20 protein-coding genes and 1 pseudogene are annotated in these 20,176 nt (G+C 39.9%); 10 read left to right on the top strand and 11 right to left on the bottom strand.

Translation table 11 applies throughout. The features are described 5' to 3' along the window. Nucleotides 1–36: 36 nt before the first annotated feature. Complete coding sequence (locus tag F984_RS22070) at nt 37–597, bottom strand: flavodoxin family protein (protein WP_002051305.1); 561 nt, start codon at nt 595–597, stop codon at nt 37–39. 115 nt (nt 598–712) lie between these two features. Between F984_RS22070 and F984_RS22065 the strand changes: the two genes are divergently transcribed. Beyond that, nucleotides 713–1,093 carry a winged helix-turn-helix transcriptional regulator gene (locus tag F984_RS22065; protein WP_004712241.1) on the top strand — a complete coding sequence of 127 codons (381 nt, stop codon included), beginning with the start codon at nt 713–715 and terminating at the stop codon, nt 1,091–1,093. A gap of 59 nt (nt 1,094–1,152) precedes the next feature. On the opposite strand, the gene F984_RS22060 is transcribed toward F984_RS22065, so the two are convergent. The 7 genes from F984_RS22060 to rplU form a co-directional block, all read right to left on the bottom strand. Next, a complete protein-coding gene (locus tag F984_RS22060) occupies nt 1,153–1,626 on the bottom strand; it encodes a tRNA (cytidine(34)-2'-O)-methyltransferase (RefSeq protein ID WP_002051239.1) in 474 nt (157 codons plus the stop codon). Nucleotides 1,627–1,702: 76 nt separating this feature from the next. Continuing rightward, complete coding sequence (cysG, locus tag F984_RS22055; RefSeq protein WP_004712239.1) at nt 1,703–3,076, bottom strand: siroheme synthase CysG; 1,374 nt, start codon at nt 3,074–3,076, stop codon at nt 1,703–1,705. 67 nt (nt 3,077–3,143) lie between these two features. Further along, nucleotides 3,144–4,415 carry a serine--tRNA ligase gene (serS, locus tag F984_RS22050; RefSeq protein WP_004712237.1) on the bottom strand — a complete coding sequence of 424 codons (1,272 nt, stop codon included), beginning with the start codon at nt 4,413–4,415 and terminating at the stop codon, nt 3,144–3,146. 118 nt (nt 4,416–4,533) lie between these two features. Beyond that, entirely contained in the window at nt 4,534–5,334 is an 801-nt protein-coding gene (locus F984_RS22045) for an RsiV family protein (RefSeq protein ID WP_031944844.1), read from the bottom strand. Nucleotides 5,335–5,454: 120 nt separating this feature from the next. Beyond that, nucleotides 5,455–6,150 (bottom strand): outer membrane lipoprotein periplasmic chaperone LolA, encoded by a 696-nt coding sequence (lolA, locus tag F984_RS22040; RefSeq protein ID WP_002051355.1) that lies wholly within the window; start codon nt 6,148–6,150, stop codon nt 5,455–5,457. 240 nt (nt 6,151–6,390) lie between these two features. Then, a complete protein-coding gene (gene rpmA / locus F984_RS22035) occupies nt 6,391–6,648 on the bottom strand; it encodes a 50S ribosomal protein L27 (RefSeq protein WP_000201632.1) in 258 nt (85 codons plus the stop codon). Between the two features lie 18 nt (nt 6,649–6,666). Then, entirely contained in the window at nt 6,667–6,978 is a 312-nt protein-coding gene (rplU, locus tag F984_RS22030; RefSeq protein ID WP_000271409.1) for a 50S ribosomal protein L21, read from the bottom strand. Nucleotides 6,979–7,074: 96 nt separating this feature from the next. Here rplU and F984_RS22725 point away from each other — a divergent pair. From F984_RS22725 to F984_RS21990, 9 genes and pseudogenes are all read left to right on the top strand, one after another. Beyond that, nucleotides 7,075–7,374, top strand: a pseudogene (locus tag F984_RS22725) (hypothetical protein). 46 nt (nt 7,375–7,420) lie between these two features. Then, nucleotides 7,421–8,398 (top strand): All-trans-nonaprenyl-diphosphate synthase, encoded by a 978-nt coding sequence (gene sdsA / locus F984_RS22025; protein ID WP_004712232.1) that lies wholly within the window; start codon nt 7,421–7,423, stop codon nt 8,396–8,398. Nucleotides 8,399–8,412: 14 nt separating this feature from the next. Beyond that, nucleotides 8,413–10,473, top strand: coding sequence for a site-specific recombinase (locus F984_RS22020; RefSeq protein ID WP_004712231.1), 2,061 nt, complete (start codon nt 8,413–8,415; stop codon nt 10,471–10,473). 184 nt (nt 10,474–10,657) lie between these two features. Continuing rightward, the gene (locus F984_RS22015) at nt 10,658–11,284 is read left to right on the top strand and encodes a phosphatase PAP2 family protein (protein WP_002051172.1); all 627 of its coding nucleotides are present in this window, start codon (nt 10,658–10,660) and stop codon (nt 11,282–11,284) included. 24 nt (nt 11,285–11,308) lie between these two features. After that, nucleotides 11,309–12,559, top strand: coding sequence for a multidrug efflux RND transporter periplasmic adaptor subunit AdeI (adeI, locus tag F984_RS22010; protein ID WP_002051558.1), 1,251 nt, complete (start codon nt 11,309–11,311; stop codon nt 12,557–12,559). A gap of 12 nt (nt 12,560–12,571) precedes the next feature. After that, nucleotides 12,572–15,748, top strand: coding sequence for a multidrug efflux RND transporter permease subunit AdeJ (gene adeJ, locus F984_RS22005; RefSeq protein WP_004712229.1), 3,177 nt, complete (start codon nt 12,572–12,574; stop codon nt 15,746–15,748). Beyond that, nucleotides 15,748–17,202, top strand: coding sequence for a multidrug efflux RND transporter outer membrane channel subunit AdeK (gene adeK, locus F984_RS22000; protein WP_004712227.1), 1,455 nt, complete (start codon nt 15,748–15,750; stop codon nt 17,200–17,202). Before adeJ ends, adeK begins: the two co-directional genes overlap by 1 nt. Before the next feature lie 109 nt (nt 17,203–17,311). Continuing rightward, a complete protein-coding gene (locus F984_RS21995) occupies nt 17,312–17,662 on the top strand; it encodes a YbjQ family protein (RefSeq protein ID WP_002051367.1) in 351 nt (116 codons plus the stop codon). 7 nt (nt 17,663–17,669) lie between these two features. Continuing rightward, nucleotides 17,670–18,104 carry a YbjQ family protein gene (locus F984_RS21990; protein WP_004712225.1) on the top strand — a complete coding sequence of 145 codons (435 nt, stop codon included), beginning with the start codon at nt 17,670–17,672 and terminating at the stop codon, nt 18,102–18,104. Here F984_RS21990 and F984_RS21985 read toward each other — a convergent pair. The 3 genes from F984_RS21985 to F984_RS21975 are packed head-to-tail and all read right to left on the bottom strand — an operon-like array spanning nt 18,101 to nt 20,099. After that, nucleotides 18,101–18,535, bottom strand: a complete 435-nt coding sequence (locus tag F984_RS21985; RefSeq protein ID WP_004712224.1) for a nuclear transport factor 2 family protein — start codon at nt 18,533–18,535, stop codon at nt 18,101–18,103. The genes F984_RS21990 and F984_RS21985 overlap by 4 nt on opposite strands. Before the next feature lie 54 nt (nt 18,536–18,589). Beyond that, nucleotides 18,590–19,396 (bottom strand): SDR family NAD(P)-dependent oxidoreductase, encoded by an 807-nt coding sequence (locus F984_RS21980; protein ID WP_004712221.1) that lies wholly within the window; start codon nt 19,394–19,396, stop codon nt 18,590–18,592. Nucleotides 19,397–19,421: 25 nt separating this feature from the next. Continuing rightward, nucleotides 19,422–20,099 (bottom strand): hypothetical protein, encoded by a 678-nt coding sequence (locus F984_RS21975; protein ID WP_004712219.1) that lies wholly within the window; start codon nt 20,097–20,099, stop codon nt 19,422–19,424. Between the last annotated feature and the right edge of the window lie 77 nt (nt 20,100–20,176).

The following is a 20,176-nucleotide window of genomic DNA, read 5'->3' as shown; positions in this document are numbered from 1 at the left end:
AAAAAAGGCGCTTAAAGCGCCTTTTTTATGGACTTATTATCCAAATATTTTATTTACAATACCTTGTACGCGTTTTGCATAAAGTTTTGCTGTTTCCAAATCCCCTGTTGGAATCTCATCTACACTTGCGTCTGATGGTGACTGAACAAGTAAACCTACTGAACCACCTAGGTTATTAACATCTTCACGTTTTGCATTTTTAGTATTTGCTGGTAACAGACCCAAGCTCACCCAAATACCACCGTGTTGTGATGCTAAAGTTTGTAATTGGATAAGCGTAACTTGCTTATCACCATTTAGACTTGCACTGTTGGTAAAGCCTGCAAATACTTTATCTTCCCAACCACGTGTAAACCAAACTTTTGAAGTTGCATCAGCAAATTTTTTAAACTGCCATGGTGCTGTACCCATGTAAGTCGGAGCACCGAAAACAATACCTTTTGCATTGTTTAATGTTTCCCAATCTTGCTCAGTAATATTACCTTCCTGATCAATCTGGATAAGTTGAGCATTAATTTCATTAGCAAAAGTTTCAGCAACTACTTTCGTGTGGCCATAACCAGAGAAATATACAACCGCAATATTAGAATTAGACATGGGAGAAACCTGTGTTTTATTAAATTCTGTTTTATGATATATTTTAGAAACTAGGTGTCAATTAGTTACCATATGGTAACTAGTATATTTTTTTTAAAATAAGTAGGTAGATGGTATGAGTGAATGTCTAAAATATAATATTTTTCAACAACATTGCCCTGCTCGTTTATTTTTTGAAAAAATTGCAGATAAGTGGGTTTTACTCATCTTAAATATTCTTGAGGAAGAAACTCAGCATTTCAATTTACTCAAAAAGAATATTCAGGGCATTTCTCCTAAAGTCTTATCACAAAAGTTAAAAATGCTAGAAAGAGATGGTTTTATCGAACGTAAAATTCAAGACACTTCACCCATTCGTGTAGACTACTCACTTACACTATTAGGCCAAAATGTCGCTTCAATGGCATTCCAGTTAAAAGAATGGGCTGAAACAAACATCGAACAAGTTTTAGCAGCACAAATCATGTATGACGAAAAAATACTAGAACAAGCTTAAATTAAAATTAGATCAAAAAAATAAGGCCACCTAGGGCCTCATTTTTTGTATTTAGGAAACTAACCTAAATTTTTAAAACCTTGCTGACGCCATGCTTCGTAAACAATCACTGCAGTTGCATTAGATAAATTCAAACTTCTAGAGTTTTCAGCCATGGGTAACCGAATCCACTGCTCTTGAGGGAACATCAAGCGAACATGCTCAGGCAAGCCGCGTGTTTCTGGCCCCATCAGTAAAGCCACAGGTCGGTTTAAATCAACTGTATGCGGAGTTGCAGAACCCTTCGTCGTTAGAGGAAAGACATGCTCAACACCTTTTGACTTTAAGTCTGCGAGGCATGCTTCAATATTGTCCCAAATCTGCATTCTTGCCCATTCATGATAATCAAGCCCCGCACGTTTAAGCTTTTTATCATCAAGCTCAAAACCTAAAGGCTTAACCAAATGCAATTGAGCCCCTGTATTCGCGCATAGTCGAATAATATTCCCTGTGTTTGCAGGGATTTCAGGCTCGTATAGAACAACATGAATCACTTAATTACTCACTTAAATTACTTGTTGGTTAGCTTAGGCAATAGTTACATCTCTTTTGTAGATAATAATTGGCCTACTAATTCCACTGTAACTGTTCGCGCAAACGTACGACCTCACCAATAATTGTGAGAGTCGGCGCATGAATTTGATGTTCTGTCACTTTAGATGCAATATCAGCAAGTGACCCCACCACAACCTTTTGTTCAGGGGTTGTACCCTTTGAAATTAATGCGACTGGCATATCTGGACGCTGTCCGTGTGCAATCAGTTGCTCACAAATACGTTCCAAGCCCACCAAGCCCATATAAAGAACTAAAGTCTGGTTCTCATATACCAGCTCATTCCAAGGAAGCTCAGGAGAACCTTCTTTTAAATGACCAGTTAGAAAACGTACACTCTGAGCATAGTCACGATGAGTGAGCGGAATACCAGCATAAGCTGAACAGCCTGACGCTGCCGTAATGCCTGGAACCACCTGAAATGGTACACCAGCTTGGAACAATTCTTGGATCTCTTCGCCACCACGCCCAAAAATAAACGGATCACCGCCTTTTAAACGACAAACACGCTTTCCTTGTTGAGCATATTCAACGAGTAAAGCATTGATCCCGTCTTGAGGAACAGAATGATTTGAGCGAGCTTTACCAACATATATTTTTGTCGAGTCTCGACGGCATAATTCTAAAATGGGTTGAGATACCAAACGATCATAAATAACTACATCAGCTTGTTGCATTAAACGCAAAGCTTTTAAGGTAAGCAGTTCAGGATCACCTGGACCTGCACCCACCAAATAAACTTCACCTTTAGGTGCTTTCCACTCCAGCAATGCTTGTTCAAGCATGCTATCTGCAACATCATGATTATCGTTAAAAACCTGCTCTTTTAAGGGACTTGCATACAAGTTTTCCCAAAAAATACGGCGTTCATCAGGATTAGAAATTTTTTCTTTAACCTGATTTCGCCATTTTCCAGAAAATTCCGCTAACTTCCCCATTCCATGCGGAATGGATGTCTCTAACTGTGTACGGATTTGACGAGATAAAACAGGAGAAGTCCCATTTGAAGCAACCGAAATCACTAAAGGTGAACGGTCAATAATCGCAGGAACCATAAAGCGGCAATGTGGAATATCGTCAACACTGTTTACAAGTAAATTACGTACTTCACATTGCTCAAAGACTGTTTTATTGACTTGCGGATCGTTAGTCGCAGCAATGACTAAACGATAGGGTGTACTTAAAAACTTCTCAGAGAAAACTTCAGCAAAATGCTGACCGCTTGTTGCTGTTACTAATTGCAGAAGCTGCTCTTCAATTTCAGGAGCAACAATATCTATTATTGCCCCCGCCTTAGCTAATAAGGTTGCCTTGCGTAAAGCAATATGCCCTCCGCCCACAATCAGACAACGTTGCTGCTGCAACTTCAAAGAGATTGGAAAAATATCCACCTTAAACCTCTACATCAATCATCTGATTATGTTTAAGCAAAAAACGTGCACAATTTAGATGCAAAGTTTAGTCAATAAAAGTTGCACCACCCATATATGGGCGTAATACTTCTGGAATCTCGATTGAGCCGTCTTCACGTTGGTAATTTTCCATTACTGCAAGCAAAGTACGTCCTACTGCAAGACCTGAACCATTTAGCGTATGCACTAATTCAGTCTTCTTCTGATCCATACGGAAGCGTGCTTTCATACGACGCGCTTGGAAATCACCCATATTAGAGCAGCTTGAAATCTCACGATATGTATTTTGGCTTGGAACCCATACTTCTAAATCGTAAGTTTTCATCGCACCAAAGCCCATATCACCACCACAGAGCAAAATTTTGCGGTATGGCAAACCAAGTGCCTGCAAAATGCCCTCAGCATGTGCAGTAAGTTCTTCAAGGGCCTGCATAGACGTTTCTGGTTTAACGATTTGCACCATTTCAACTTTATCAAATTGGTGCTGACGGATTAAACCACGTGTATCACGGCCATAAGAACCAGCTTCACTACGGAAACATGGTGTATGCGCTGCATATTTTAGTGGTAAACGGTCTGCATCAATGATTTCGTCGCGAACAAAGTTTGTGACAGGAACTTCAGCTGTAGGAATAAGGTAGTATTCTTTTTCGCCTTGAAGTTTAAATAAATCTTCTTCAAATTTTGGTAATTGTCCTGTCCCACGAAGTGAGTCAGCATTAACCAAATAAGGCACGTATGCTTCAGTATAGCCATTCTTTAAAGTATGGGTATCAAGCATAAACTGAGTTAAAGCACGTTGTAGACGCGCTAAAGGCCCCTTCAACACACTGAAACGTGAACCAGTAAGTTTGGTCGCAGTTTCAAACTCTAAGCCGCCCATCCATTCGCCTAAATCAGTATGATCTTTGATTTCAAAATCGAACTGACGAGGTGTACCCCATTTTGAGATTTCAACGTTATCACTCTCATCCTTACCAGCTGGCACAGATTCATCCGGTAAGTTTGGAATGCTAAGTGCTTTTTGCTCAATCTCGTTTTGTAGTTCTGATAAAGCAACTTCAGCTGCTTTAATCTCATCACCAATCGCCTGCATGCGTGCCATGATTTCAGAAGCATCGCCACCGGATTTTTTAATCTGACCCACTTGTTTAGCACCGGCATTTCGCTCTGCCTGTAACTTTTCAGTTTTTGATTGCAAGTCTTTACGGCGAGTCTCTAAAGACGCCCATTCTTGAACGTCTAACTGAACACCACGTTTTGCCAAAGCTGCATTAACGACTTCAATATTATTTCTGAGTAACTTAGGGTCGATCATAATTAATCATAATATGGGTAAAAAACTGGCTATAGTGTAAGCCCTTAACACTAAAAAATATAGTGATCATCTTCATATCGAATAGCTTTCACACAATTCTAAGAAGAGACCTCATATTTTACATGTTGTAGTTTGGCACACTCGGTAAATACTCAGGTTTAATGAACTTAGCTGCCTCAGAATATGGCAGTATTAATTCAGTCATTCCTTCTGCATAAGAAGCTAACTCATAGACAGGATAGACAAAAACAATCCCATTGGCACCATAATAGTAATTATCACTTAGTTGCAGTTTTTCACGGCTAATATTGTGGTCTTGAAGCCAGTTCGTATTCGCATCAAAAAGTGCATCAACGAGTTGCTTTTCAACATCTGGCTTAATGAGTTCAGCAACAGTAATGTGTTTTTTATTTAATAAATCAAAATTTACAAACTCTTGATGAGACATGCCATGTGCTGCACCCGCAGAGTATGAGTATGTCTGTAAGGCAAAGGTTGCAAGATTATAATTTTGTCCCAAATAACGGACATAAATTGCACTTTGACTTGAGCTCGGCTCCCCTTCTGGTACCTCGACAGGTTTATCAGCCAAGTTTGCAAAAGCATTCGGGTCTGCTTTTTTTATACGGTTCGTAAAATAATCATTAATCCATTTTTGGTTGGTTTGTACTGTCTGAAAATCATATTCAGTACAGCCATCTTCAAGACAAACTTTAGATTTTGGTAATTTGACTGGAATTACTTTTGCCTGAATCACTGGAACTTCTGCTTGTTTTTGTTCTTTTACTGAAGCACTAGATGCAGGTTGCTCATCTTTAGCTGCAGATTTTGGCTGACAACCACTTACTGCCGCCATGGCAGCCACCATAGGAAGAATGAAAATAATTTTCTTATCGTAAAGTCGCATGTTAATCCCCATGTAATCTGTTTTATCACTATACAAAGCGTAGGAATAAGACGGGGTTAAAAAATGTATCTAGGATTGATATATAAAAAGAAAGCCACCCTTTTAGGTGGCTTTCTTAACGAAGCACAATAATTATTGATCAATAATATCTGTGCCTTTTGGTGGTGTAAAATTAAAAGTTGAAGCTGGAATTGAGGCATTCACTTTTACATTATTAAATTTCACGTAAGTGGTTTGACCTAAAGAATCTTGTAATACCATTAACGTAGGTGCTTTGTTGGCACCAAAACTAATAGTTAAGCTTTGGAAAGCTCCATCTTCTTTTTTCGGGAATAAAGTGAAATATAATTTAGATTTATCTGGCTGAGTCACTCGGTAAGACTTCATGATTTGACTAGTATTACCAGAGAGCAATAAAGCTGGAGTATCGGCTACTTGCGAATCTAAGCTTTGACGTACAGCTTGCTGTAAATCAGGGTCATAAATCCATACTGTTTTACCACTTGTCACAATAGTTTGTTTAGACGGACTCACAGTTTCCCAATAAAATTTCCCCGGACGTTCAACTTTCATTGAACCTTTAAATGTCTGGTTCATATGCTGAGCACCTAGACCTTTTTTCTGTGCTACAGCTTTTGTATTTGCTTTGGTTGTTTGTTCAAAATCAGCAGTTAAACGCTGTAATCCTGATAACTGATTTACCAGGTTCCCAATTGCCTGTTGCTCCGGTGCTGCTACTGGTGCAGCAAACGCTGTAGTACTCATTACAGGAGCAAGCACTGAGGCGCTGAGTGTAATAGCACACATGGTTTTACGAAGCATATTCATGTCATCACCTTTTTAGTTGCTGTAAGATAACTTGTTCGCTTTTAATTTAACTCAGCCAAACAAGCTCTTCATTCAAGACTCATATTAACCGACAAACTCTGTGCTAATCATTGAGAAAATAAGATATTTTGTTATGTTGTTCATATAGTTTGTAGAATTTTATTCATCATGATGAAGATAAAATTAATGAAATTCCATAAAAAAAGCCCACAAAATGTGGGCTTTTTCTTAAGCTAAAACTTAAACAGTTTCAACTTTTACGTAGCGACGGCCAAATTGACCTTTCACTTCGAATTTTACTACGCCGTCAGCAGTAGCAAATAAAGTATGGTCACGGCCCATACCAACATTTGCACCAGCGTGGAATTCTGTACCACGTTGACGAACGATGATGTTACCAGCAGTTACAGTTTGACCACCGTAAACTTTAACACCTAACATTTTTGGGTTTGAATCACGACCGTTCTTCGTCGATCCACCGGCTTTTTTAGTTGCCATGTCTCTTACTCCTCGTGATTAGCCTGAAATACCAGTAATTTTCAACTCAGTGAACCATTGACGGTGACCTTGTTGCTTACGGTAGTGTTTACGACGACGCATTTTGATAATGCGGATTTTGTCGTGACGACCATGACCAATCACTTCTGCAGTTACTTTAGCGCCAGCTACAACTGGAGCACCGATTTGAATGTTGTCACCGTTTACAACCATTAATACATCATCAAATGTAATAGTTGCGCCAGATTCAGCCTTCAATAATTCAACTTTAAGGGTTTCACCCTCAACTACACGGTGCTGTTTACCACCGCTTTGGATTACTGCGTACATAACGTACTCCAATCAGCCCGTGTCGTCGTGCCGATAAAGGGATATATCGATCTTAAAACGAACGCCACTGGGGTTATACAAGGCGACAGATTTTAAGTGAAATTTGATCAAACGACAAGTGCTTTATCTTTATCTGGGCAATAGAGACCGCTATTCTTACATAATAAAAACAGCTTAAATTCGAATTTAGTACTTTTCATTGATTCTGAATGAAATTTAAAATACAGTTCCAAACACAACTTGCAACAAGAACAAGCTGTATTCATGTTGACGTTATTAAAATTTATTGTTTTGTCGGAAACACACCGTTTTGCCGAAATAAAGAACAAAGAACTCTTCATGAACATACAAATGATTCATATCAATTGCTTGTTTCCCTGTTTAATGCACTTTTAATTGATACACTAACGCCACTTATCACCAATACGGGGTTTTTCTTCATATGGTCATCGATTTTAAGCAAGACATTCTCGCTCCTGTTGCTACAGACTTTGCTGCGATGGATCACTTGATTAATGAAGGAATTAGCTCAAAAGTCGGCTTGGTCATGTCAGTGAGTAAACATGTCGTTGAAGCTGGCGGCAAACGTATGCGCCCAATCATGTGCTTACTTGCAGCACGCGCTTGTGGCCTCGACAATATGCAACATGCACAGCGTTTGGCTGCCATTATTGAAATGCTTCATACCGCAACTTTAGTGCATGATGATGTAGTCGATGAATCAGGTCTTCGCCGTGGCCGCCCTACTGCCAACGCAACATGGAATAATCAAACTGCCGTGCTAGTGGGTGACTTCCTTATTGCCCGTGCTTTTGACTTATTGGTTGATTTAAACAACATGACCTTATTAAAAGACTTCTCAACAGGTACATGTGAAATTGCAGAAGGTGAGGTATTACAGCTTCAATCTCAGCATCAACCAGATACAACCGAAGAAACATATTTAAAAATTATTCACGGGAAAACTTCTCGTTTATTTGAACTTGCAACTGAAGGTGCTGCCATTTTGGCGGGACAAGAAGCTTATCGTGAACCTTTAAGATTATTTGCCGGTCATTTCGGAAATGCATTCCAAATTATTGACGATATTTTAGACTACACTTCAGATGCTGAAACATTAGGTAAAAATATTGGTGATGATTTAATGGAAGGTAAACCGACTTTACCGTTAATTTCAGCATTAGCACATTCAACTGGTGAAGAGCACGCTATTATTCGTCGTAGTATTGCGACAGGTGGGGTTGATCAATTAACCAGAGTAATTGAAATTGTGCAAAAGTCTGGTGCTTTAGATTATTGCCAGCGCCGTGCCCAAGAAGAAACAGAAGCAGCACTGCAAGCCTTATCAATCTTGCCTGATACACCTTATCGCCAAGCATTGATTAACCTCACTCGGCTTGCATTACATCGAATACAGTAGATATTATTTTGCCTATGCATATAAATTTTTCAGATCATTTTTTAAAAATCCAGAAACAGCTTGAAAACCCTCAAGCTGTTATCGACGAAAATATCCTCATTGACTTAGTCAATGCCTTACGGCCATCCGATCCTCACGATACGGATGAGATAGAGCAAAAAATACAAGCATTTATTGACAGCTTATTACTTACTCCTACCGCTCCTGCCCTTTTACAAACCTTTTTATTACGTTTAATTAATCAATATAAGCAAGTGAGCTTATATGCGGATAGCGGCATTTTGTCTTTAGATGGTTTCTGGAACCAGCTTGGGCAAAGACTTGGCGGCCATTTTCTACCGCTTATTGAAGATGCAAGCCAACTCAAAATTTTGATTGGAAAAATTTTCTATTTAGAAAGTGATTCAGTCTGGTTAAACAATGTTGATGATAAGGATTGGGCAACCTTATTCGGTCTAATTGGGCAAAGTAATAGTAATGTTGAAGAAAAACATGCCATTCAGCGAGAAATGATCAAGGCTATTACGGTTCTATCTTATCGTATTAGTGGTATTGGGCTTTATCCTGAATTTATTAATGCTCAGCCTGAGCTAACTGAATATGAATCGCCGTTTTTAGTACAGAATCGTGAAATTATTGAGTTTATCGAAAAATATAAAAAACAAGATATTTCTCAAGATGACACTGTGGTAACTGTACCTCCAGATGCATCTCAAGCATTTGTAATGTTGGAACAATGTCGGGATGTCGTTTTAAAGATACGTCGAGCAACAAAAAGAATTGGTGTTAGTTTAAGTTTGACATATCTATTGTCCTTACTTGAACAATGTTTAGACCGAATTGAATTATTGCTCTATTTGGTTGTTGATAACAGCGAAGGACGTTACGTTTCTTTAGGAAACTTAATTTCGGACTTAACTAAAGCTCATTATAGTGAAAAAAGCGTCCGTTCTTTACTTAGCACGACTAGTGAGCTTATTGCCTTTCAAGTCACAGAAAATGCGAGCCGTACCGGTGAGCACTATGTAAGTACAGATACTAAAGGCTTTTGGGGAATGTATAAAGCCGCTGCCGGTGCAGGTGTCATTATCGCCTGTATGGCAACATTAAAGGTTCTTGCTGCACGAATGACGATGGCGCCACTCATGCAAGCCTTTACGTTCAGTATGAACTATTCTCTTGGCTTTATTCTGATTCACGTATTGCACTTTACCGTTGCAACAAAACAGCCAGCAATGACCGCTGCTGCACTCGCTGCAACTGTACAGCAACGTAAAGGTTCTAAAACTGCACAAATTGCAGAATTAGCAGCGCTTATTATCAATATTATTCGAACTCAGTTTATTGCTATTTTGGGGAATATCTCGATTGCGATTCCTACCGCTGCCCTCATTACCTTTGCTTGGCAGTTCTATCTTGATGAGCCCTTATTAACCCATACCAAAGCAACCTATTTATTACATAGCTTAAATCCTTTTACGTCATTAGCTGTTCCTCACGCAGCAATTGCGGGAGTCTGCTTGTTTTTATCAGGCCTGATTGCTGGTTACTTCGATAACATGGCAGTTTACCGAAAAGTAGGACCGCGTTTAAAAGCTCATCGCCGACTACGCAATTTATTTGGACAAGAACGTCTTAATCGTTTTGCAGAATATATTGAACGTAATTTAGGTGCACTTGCGGGTAACTTTCTATTTGGTGTCATGCTAGGAAGTATGGGAACAATAGGTTTTATTTTAGGTTTACCTCTAGATATTCGACATATTGCCTTTGCATCAGCAAACTTTATTCAAGGTTTAATGACCATAAACGGTAGTCCAGATATTGGCTTGATTATAGTTTCATTTTTAGGCGTACTCTGTATCGGTCTTACGAACTTATTTGTGAGTTTCACTTTAACGATTATTGTGGCTTTACGCGCACGTCGCGTTCGCTTTGAACAATGGAAACCTTTGGCTAAACTGGTCATGACCCATTTTCTTACACGTCCGAGCGACTTCTTCTGGCCTCCAAATCAGCCTTTAGAATTAGAAGAAAATGCCCAAGCCAATAGTGGAAAAAAAGCAGAACACTAAGTGTTTTGCTTTGTACACAAAATGTGATATCCGTCAATTTTGTTGTGATTGTTTTTCCAAATGTTAAAAAAATTTCAAAATGAATTTACGATGATCTATCAGGCTTGAAAAAAAGTGTACTGGCAAGTACACTTTCAACGGCGTTCAGTAGCAGAAAACTACATGAATAAGCAAAGGTGTGTATATGCCCTATCTATTGCTTTGTATTGGTTGCGTTTTTTTAGGATTAGGTATTCTTGGTCTATTTGTGCCAAGTCTTCAATCTTTGGACTTGCTCACCGTTCAAACATTGAGTCACCATCGTTTAGATTATCTTAATACTATAACCACCTTTCTTGCACGCATAGGCGGCATGCCTTTTGTATGTTTTTTATCCTTTCTAATATGTGTATATTTAGCATGGTATAAAAAATATATTACTGTTATTTTCATTAGCTTGGGAGTTTTTGGCAGTATCACCATTGGTTGGCTGCTCAAATGGTGTGTTAACCGGCCTAGACCTCCTGAGGCATATCATATTGTTGAAAGTTATGGTGCATCGTTCCCAAGTGCACATAGTGTTTATGCATCAACACTAGCTTGTCTGGCAATGATTATGTTATGCCGTAAGCACAACATTAACTCTCCTTATATTGTTTTGATCTCCTGTCTTTGGTTTGTGTGTATGGGGCTTTCAAGAATATATGCAGGAGTTCATTTCCCAACAGACGTACTCGCTGGTTGGGGTATTGGTTTTATTTGGATTGCACTGCTTTGGCTCTGGTTATTACAAACACAAAGTAGGTTAAGTAGAAAACAAATATATTTTTAGATTTTATCTAAACGAGGTGGAACAATGATGTCGGCTAAGCTTTGGGCACCAGCCCTTACTGCTTGCGCATTAGCAACAAGTATCGCACTTGTTGGTTGTAGCAAAGGCTCCGATGAGAAACAGCAAGCTGCTGCTGCTCAGAAAATGCCGCCTGCAGAAGTAGGTGTTATTGTTGCTCAACCACAAAGTGTTGAACAAAGCGTTGAGCTTTCAGGCCGTACTTCAGCCTATCAAATTTCTGAAGTTCGTCCTCAAACAAGTGGCGTGATTTTAAAGCGCTTATTTGCTGAAGGAAGTTATGTTCGTGAAGGTCAGGCACTCTATGAGCTCGACTCTAGAACGAACCGTGCAACGTTAGAAAATGCAAAAGCATCACTCCTACAACAACAGGCAAATCTAGCTTCACTACGTACCAAGTTGAATCGTTATAAACAACTTGTTTCTAGTAATGCTGTGTCTAAACAGGAATATGATGACTTACTTGGTCAAGTTAATGTTGCAGAAGCACAAGTTGCAGCAGCTAAGGCTCAAGTAACAAATGCAAATGTAGATCTTGGTTATTCTACAATTCGCTCTCCTATTTCTGGACAATCTGGACGTTCATCAGTAACGGCTGGTGCTTTAGTTACTGCAAATCAGACTAATGCGTTAGTGACGATTCAACAGTTAGATCCAATTTATGTTGATATTAATCAGTCTAGCGCTGAGTTGTTACGTTTACGTCAACAATTAAGTAAAGGCAGTTTGAACAACAGTAACAATACGAAAGTAAAATTAAAGCTTGAAGATGGTTCTACCTACCCGATCGAAGGCCAACTTGCTTTCTCTGACGCTTCTGTAAACCAAGATACAGGAACAATTACTTTACGTGCCGTATTCTCTAACCCGAATCATTTATTGCTTCCGGGTATGTATACCACTGCACAAATTGTTCAGGGTGTTGTTCCAAACGCTTATCTGATTCCTCAAGCTGCGGTTACACGTTTACCTACAGGTCAAGCTGTAGCAATGCTTGTTAATGCCAAAGGGGCTGTTGAGAGTCGTCCTATTGAAACCTCAGGTGTTCAAGGACAAAACTGGATTGTGACTAACGGCTTAAAAGCTGGCGATAAAGTCATTGTTGATGGCGTTGCCAAAGTCAAAGAAGGGCAACAAGTAACAGCAAAACCTTATCAAGCTCAACCAGCAAATCCTCAAGGTGCAGCGCCAAATGCTGCGAAACCGGCTCAATCAGGTAAACCTCAAGCAGAACAGAAAGCAGCTTCAAATGCATAAGGGGTAGATTGAATGGCACAATTTTTTATTCATCGCCCCATATTTGCGTGGGTGATTGCATTAGTCATTATGTTGGCGGGTATTCTCACGCTAACAAAAATGCCTATTGCACAGTATCCAACGATTGCACCACCGACAGTCACCATTGCTGCGACTTATCCTGGTGCATCGGCTGAAACAGTTGAAAACACCGTAACCCAGATCATTGAACAACAAATGAATGGTCTCGATGGTTTACGTTATATTTCTTCTAACAGTGCTGGTAACGGACAAGCATCTATTCAATTAAACTTTGAACAAGGTGTTGACCCTGATATCGCACAAGTTCAGGTTCAGAACAAATTGCAATCTGCAACTGCGCTTTTACCTGAAGATGTACAACGTCAAGGTGTAACAGTTACTAAATCTGGTGCAAGCTTCCTACAAGTTATTGCATTTTATTCACCAGATAACAGCCTTTCAGACTCAGACATTAAAGACTACGTAAACTCTTCAATTAAAGAGCCGCTTAGCCGTGTTGCTGGTGTTGGTGAAGTTCAGGTCTTTGGTGGTTCATATGCAATGCGTATTTGGCTCGATCCAGCCAAGTTAACAAGTTACCAACTCACTCCTAGTGATATTGCAACTGCGCTTCAAGCACAAAACTCGCAAGTTGCTGTAGGTCAGTTAGGTGGTGCGCCTGCTGTACAAGGTCAAGTACTTAACGCAACAGTGAATGCTCAAAGTTTGTTACAGACTCCTGAGCAGTTTAGAAATATCTTTTTAAAGAACACAGCATCTGGTGCTGAAGTTCGTTTAAAAGATGTAGCTCGCGTAGAGTTAGGTTCGGATAACTATCAGTTCGACTCGAAATTTAATGGTAAACCAGCAGGTGGTCTTGCAATTAAAATTGCTACAGGTGCTAACGCACTGGATACGGCAGCTGCTGTTGAACAACGTTTATCTGAATTACGTAAGAACTATCCAGCAGGTTTACAAGATAAACTAGCTTATGACACGACTCCATTTATCCGTCTTTCAATTGAAAGTGTAGTACACACATTAATTGAAGCCGTGATTTTGGTATTCATTGTCATGTTCCTATTTTTACAAAACTGGCGCGCAACGATTATTCCAACGCTTGCAGTTCCAGTGGTTGTATTAGGTACATTTGCTGTTATTAATATTTTTGGCTTCTCAATTAACACCTTAACCATGTTCGCTATGGTATTGGCAATCGGTCTTCTGGTCGATGACGCCATTGTTGTAGTGGAAAACGTTGAACGTGTAATGAGTGAAGATCATACTGATCCGGTTACGGCTACTTCACGCTCAATGCAGCAGATTTCTGGTGCGTTAGTGGGTATTACCAGTGTATTGACAGCGGTATTCGTACCAATGGCCTTCTTTGGTGGTACAACAGGTGTAATTTACCGTCAGTTCTCGATTACCCTTGTAACTGCAATGGTACTGTCGTTAATTGTAGCGTTGACGTTCACACCTGCACTTTGTGCGACTATTCTAAAACAGCATGATCCAAACAAAGAACCAAGCAATAATATCTTCGCGCGTTTCTTTAGAAGCTTTAACAATGGTTTTGACCGCATGTCGCACAGCTACCAAAATGGTGTTAGCCGCATGCTCAAAGGCAAAATCTTCTCTGGCGTGCTGTACGCTGTTGTAGTTGCCCTTTTAGTCTTCTTGTTCCAAAAACTCCCATCTTCATTCTTACCAGAAGAAGATCAGGGTGTTGTAATGACACTTGTTCAATTACCACCAAATGCAACGCTTGACCGTACAGGTAAAGTGATTGACACCATGACAAACTTCTTTATGAATGAAAAAGACACAGTAGAATCCATTTTCACTGTTTCTGGTTTCTCATTCACAGGTGTGGGTCAAAACGCTGGTATTGGCTTCGTTAAGTTGAAAGACTGGAGCAAACGTACTTCACCGGAAACTCAAATCGGTGCATTAATTAAGCGTGGTATGGCATTAAACATGATCATTAAAGATGCATCATATGTTATGCCGTTACAGCTTCCTGCAATGCCTGAATTGGGTGTAACTGCCGGATTTAACTTGCAGCTTAAAGATTCAAGTGGTCAAGGCCATGAGAAACTAATTGCAGCACGTAACACTATTTTAGGCTTGGCATCGCAAGATAAACGCCTCATGGGTGTACGTCCAAATGGCCAAGAAGATACGCCTCAATATCAAATTAATGTAGATCAGGCTCAAGCTGGTGCTATGGGTGTTAGCATTGCTGACATCAACAATACAATGCGTATTGCTTGGGGTGGTTCATACATTAACGATTTCGTTGACCGCGGTCGTGTGAAAAAAGTTTATGTTCAAGGTGATGCGGGTAGCCGTATGATGCCTGAAGACTTAAACAAGTGGTATGTACGTAATAACAAAGGTGAGATGGTTCCATTCTCGGCATTTGCTACTGGCAAATGGACATATGGTTCTCCACGTCTTGAACGTTATAACGGCGTATCATCGGTTAACATTCAAGGTACACCTGCACCTGGCGTGAGTTCTGGTGATGCCATGAAAGCAATAGAAGAAATTATTGGTAAGTTACCATCTATGGGCTTACAAGGTTTCGACTATGAATGGACAGGCTTATCACTTGAAGAACGTGAGTCTGGTGCTCAAGCGCCATTCTTATATGCGCTTTCATTGTTAATCGTATTCCTTTGCTTGGCTGCATTGTATGAAAGCTGGTCAATTCCGTTCTCGGTTTTACTTGTGGTACCGCTTGGTGTCATTGGTGCGATCGTATTGACTTACTTGGGTATGATTATTAAAGGAGATCCAAATCTCTCGAATAACATTTACTTCCAGGTAGCGATTATTGCGGTAATTGGTCTTTCTGCAAAAAATGCGATCTTGATTGTTGAGTTCGCAAAAGAGCTGCAAGAGAAAGGTGAAGATCTACTTGACGCAACCTTACATGCTGCAAAAATGCGTTTACGTCCAATTATCATGACAACCCTTGCCTTCGGTTTTGGTGTACTTCCGCTTGCACTTTCAACAGGTGCTGGTGCAGGAAGTCAGCACTCGGTAGGCTTCGGTGTACTTGGTGGCGTACTCAGCGCGACATTCTTAGGTATCTTCTTTATCCCTGTATTCTATGTGTGGATTCGTAGTATCTTTAAGTACAAACCAAAAACCATAAACACTCAGGAGCATAAATCGTGATGCAAAAAGTATGGTCTATTTCAGGTCGTAGCATTGCGGTATCTGCACTTGCGCTTGCTTTGGCAGCTTGTCAAAGCATGCGCGGCCCAGAACCAGTCGTGAAAACCGATATTCCACAGAGCTATGCATATAACAGCGCTTCTGGTACATCTATTGCTGAACAGGGCTACAAACAGTTCTTTGCTGACCCACGTTTGCTTGAAGTAATCGACTTGGCTCTTGCGAATAACCGTGATTTACGTAAAGCAACGCTCAATATTGAACGTGCTCAAGAGCAGTATCAGATTACGAAGAACAACCAGCTTCCAACAATCGGAGCAAGTGGTAGTGCAATTCGTCAGGTTACGCCAAGTCGTGATCCGAATAACCCCTACTCTACTTACCAAGTAGGTGTGGGTGTAACTGCTTATGAGCTTGATTTCTGGGGCCGTGTTCGTAGTCTAAAAGACGCTGCTTTAGATAATTACCTTTCAACACAAAGTGCACGTGATTCGACTCAAATCAGTTTGATCAGTCAAGTTGCTCAAGCATGGTTAAACTATTCGTTTGCAACGGCGAATTTAAGACTTGCAGAGCAAACACTTAAAGCGCAGCAAGATTCTTACAATCTCAACAAAAAACGTTTTGATGTAGGTATCGACAGTGAAGTTCCATTACGTCAGGCACAGATTTCTGTAGAAACTGCGCGTAACGATGTAGCGAACTACAAAACTCAAATTGCTCAAGCACAAAACTTGTTGAACTTACTTGTAGGCCAACCAGTTGCACAAAACTTGTTACCGACACAGCCTGTGAAACGTATTGCTCAGCAAAATGTATTCACTGCTGGTTTACCAAGTGATTTGTTAAATAACCGTCCAGATGTAAAAGCGGCCGAATATAACTTAAGCGCTGCGGGTGCGAATATTGGTGCAGCAAAAGCACGTTTATTCCCAACCATTAGCTTAACGGGTTCAGCAGGTTATGCATCAACTGACTTAAGTGATCTATTTAAGTCTGGTGGTTTTGCATGGTCAATTGGTCCAAGCTTAGATTTACCAATCTTTGACTGGGGTACTCGTCGTGCCAATGTAAAAATTTCTGAAACCGATCAGAAAATTGCATTGTCTGATTATGAAAAATCAGTTCAGTCTGCATTCCGTGAAGTTAATGATGCACTTGCGACACGTGCCAACATTGGTGAACGTTTAACAGCTCAACAACGTTTAGTAGAAGCAACTAACCGCAACTACACACTTTCAAATGCCCGCTTCCGTGCAGGTATTGATAGTTACTTGACAGTTCTTGATGCACAACGTTCATCTTATTCAGCTGAACAAGGTTTGTTATTGCTTCAACAAGCAAACTTAAACAACCAAATCGAGTTATATAAAACTCTAGGTGGCGGTTTAAAAGCAAACACTTCAGATACAGTGGTACATCAACCATCAAGTGCTGAACTGAAAAAGCAATAAGCTTTAAATCACATTCTTATAAAAGCTCACTTCGGTGGGCTTTTTTATTGCAACCAATGTGAATATTTTTTATCTTGAAACCTTAATAAATTTTGATTGATAAAAAACAATGTTATTAAGTAATTTAGAAAGCGTTCCAGGCCATCAAATTTTAAAACAACTTGATGTTGTATATGGCAGCACTGTTCGTAGTAAACATGTAGGCCGTGACCTCATGGCAAGTTTAAAAAATATTGTAGGTGGAGAACTCACAGGCTACACCGAACTTTTAGAAGAATCCCGCCAAGAAGCAATGGATCGCATGATTGCTAAGGCACAGCAACTTGGTGCTAACGCAATTGTTGGCATTCGTTTTTCAACTTCAAACATTGCCCAAGGTGCTTCCGAGTTATTTGTATATGGCACAGCAGTCGTTGTGCAGCCCCAAGCACCTCATCTACCCGATCCATTTAATGCATAGGTAGAAAATGGACAATCTTATTTTTCAGCTTGTTATTTTTCTTATTCTTTTCAGTATTGGTTGGGCTTTTGGCCGCCATATTGAACGGAAACATTTAAATGAACTTCTAGAAAAAGAGCAACAATTTGCACATATCAGAATTGATACCAATCGTTTTGCAACGAGTGATCAATTAGGCCATTTTATTAGCAGTAATGTAGTCATTTCTCACGACTACTTTAAATATGTACTGGCTTCTATAAAAAATGTTTTAGGGGGTCGGCTGACCAGTTATGAAAGCATTGTTGAACGAGCTCGCCGTGAAGCGATTATTCGTTTAAAACAACAAGCCCATAATGTGGGTGCTAACCATATTATGGGAGTTCGGTTGAGTACAACCGAACTCGGTATGCAAGGCGGAATGGTTGAAGTTTTTGCTTATGGTACAGCAGTCAAAGACTAGCACTGCCCCATAGCAGAAAAGTGAATACGTGGATTGCCAATATTTTTAGTTAAGTGTTGGCAAATTCCAGTGATTTTCCATTTGTCCTGTTGTTTTGCCAAGGTAAAATAATAGCGACCAAAAGAATGAAAATAATCATTTTCAGAAAAACGGTAAATTTGATAATTACACTCTAGCCATGCTCGGTCTTGTTCAATCCGAATAAGAGGATTACTCAAATTATGTTGTAGTCGCAAATGTGACAAAGCTTGTTGCCGCGAACCTTTATATTCATGACAAGACACCACACATAAAGGCTCCCCTCTAAACTGGAAATAGTCCACCTCAAGTTGATCGGCCAATAACTCATCGAACGCATCCCAATTTTTCTGGTCAAAGACCAATTGAAAACGCGTAACAACGTCTAAGATACGATGGTAGTCTTGATCCATGGTGAACCTTCTATATGGGTTTTTCCATCAATTTAGCACGGCAAAATCTCTTTTTTATTTCACTTTTGTTTTTCGAATCATTTTATAGAGTAATTTCGGTGACATACGGGAAACCATCACACCTAATTTTTCTTTAGTACCGCCTACCACGATATATTCTTGTCCTTGCATTAATGCCTTAACTGACTGTTCTGCAAAAACATCGGCTTCTAGTCCATTTTCGATTGCTTCATCTTGATGGCCTTGAGGTTGCCCTGCGCCATTTAACGCATTAAACGAAACATTAGTTTTTACAAAGCCTGGGAAAATAACCGAAACTTCAACACCCTGATCGGCAACTTCGGCACGTAAACTGTTGGCCCACATGTGAATAGCAGCTTTAGCAGCCGAATAACTTGCACGGTATTGCGTACCTAGAAGGCCTGCCACACTCGACACAAATACGACTCGGCCAGACTTTTGTTTAAGCATAATCGGCAGCACAGTTTTAGTTAGTGCCACTTGTGAGAAATAATCGACTTCCATAATGGCTCTTTCAGTTTCCATTGTGGTGTCTTGAATTAGAGCACGCTGACTTAAACCTGCATTATTAATAAGCCAGTCAATTCGTCCTTTTGCTTTTAAAATCTGCTCATAAGCCTCTTGAACTTGCTCTTGATTGGTAATGTCTGCAACTACCGATAAGTGCTGATCCGGATGGAGTAAACCAACGCGAACTTCTTCTAACTCTTCAAAGCGACGCGAAGTTAAAATCACTTGAGCACCTTGCAAAGCAAACTCACCAGCTAAAGCTTTACCTAAACCGGAAGATGCTCCAGTAATCCACACCACTTTATTTTGCAAAGTATCAAGTTTGGCCATTTTGACTTCCTATTATCTTTTTAAATTATGCTGCTTGATGCATGAAGGCCAAAAAATGATTGATATAATGAGTTGCTGTGGTCTGATCAACCTGCGTCCCCAATTTTTCCAAACGTTTATAGCCCAAATGCGTTGTCATATTAATGACCCCATTTAGGGTTTTGTCGACAACCAAATTAAATTTTAAACGTTTTTTAGGTTCACGTACTAGGCTTGTTACACCTAAATCCACAATTTGAATCAAGGTCTGAAAAGCTTCTTCTACGCTTTGCATATTGCCCGCACGTATTTGTTCAGACAGTGTTTGGGCCTGTTGCACAAGTTGTGGTGTGATTGGGTAAGTAATATAAACATCTTGCTCACGTTCTTTCATAAGCGATGTCATATAATCAACTAAAGGTAATAGCCGTTCATTGCCGAAAAAAGAGACTGACCAAGGCATATACTTTCGGAAAGTATCTAAAATTTGTTGAAGAACTTTCTCGGACTCATGGCGCTGTTTTTCAGTCATGGTAGAGTTGTCTTGCTCATCCTTTAACAATACAGAGAAAACTTGCTCAATAATTTCACAAGATAAATCGGAAAGAACACTACCTAATGCTTTAGATTGGCTTTCTTTTACCCCTGCGTGTAATTTCTCTCGAATTGAAGCAAATTGGGTATAGGTTGAATCGGAAATCTTTAAAAAAACTTTGTAGCTCATATATCGCATCCCTTATCAATTCTTTTGTAATTTTTCTGCCGTGCCGCTACACGATTAAATTGTGATCCATGCTTCAT

Origin of the sequence: Acinetobacter nosocomialis NIPH 2119, assembly GCF_000368085.1 — a bacterium.
GTDB classification, from domain to species: Bacteria; Pseudomonadota; Gammaproteobacteria; order Pseudomonadales; family Moraxellaceae; genus Acinetobacter; species Acinetobacter nosocomialis.
The sequence above is the reverse complement of the archived record's forward strand: the minus strand, read 5'-3'. Positions and strand labels throughout refer to the sequence as shown.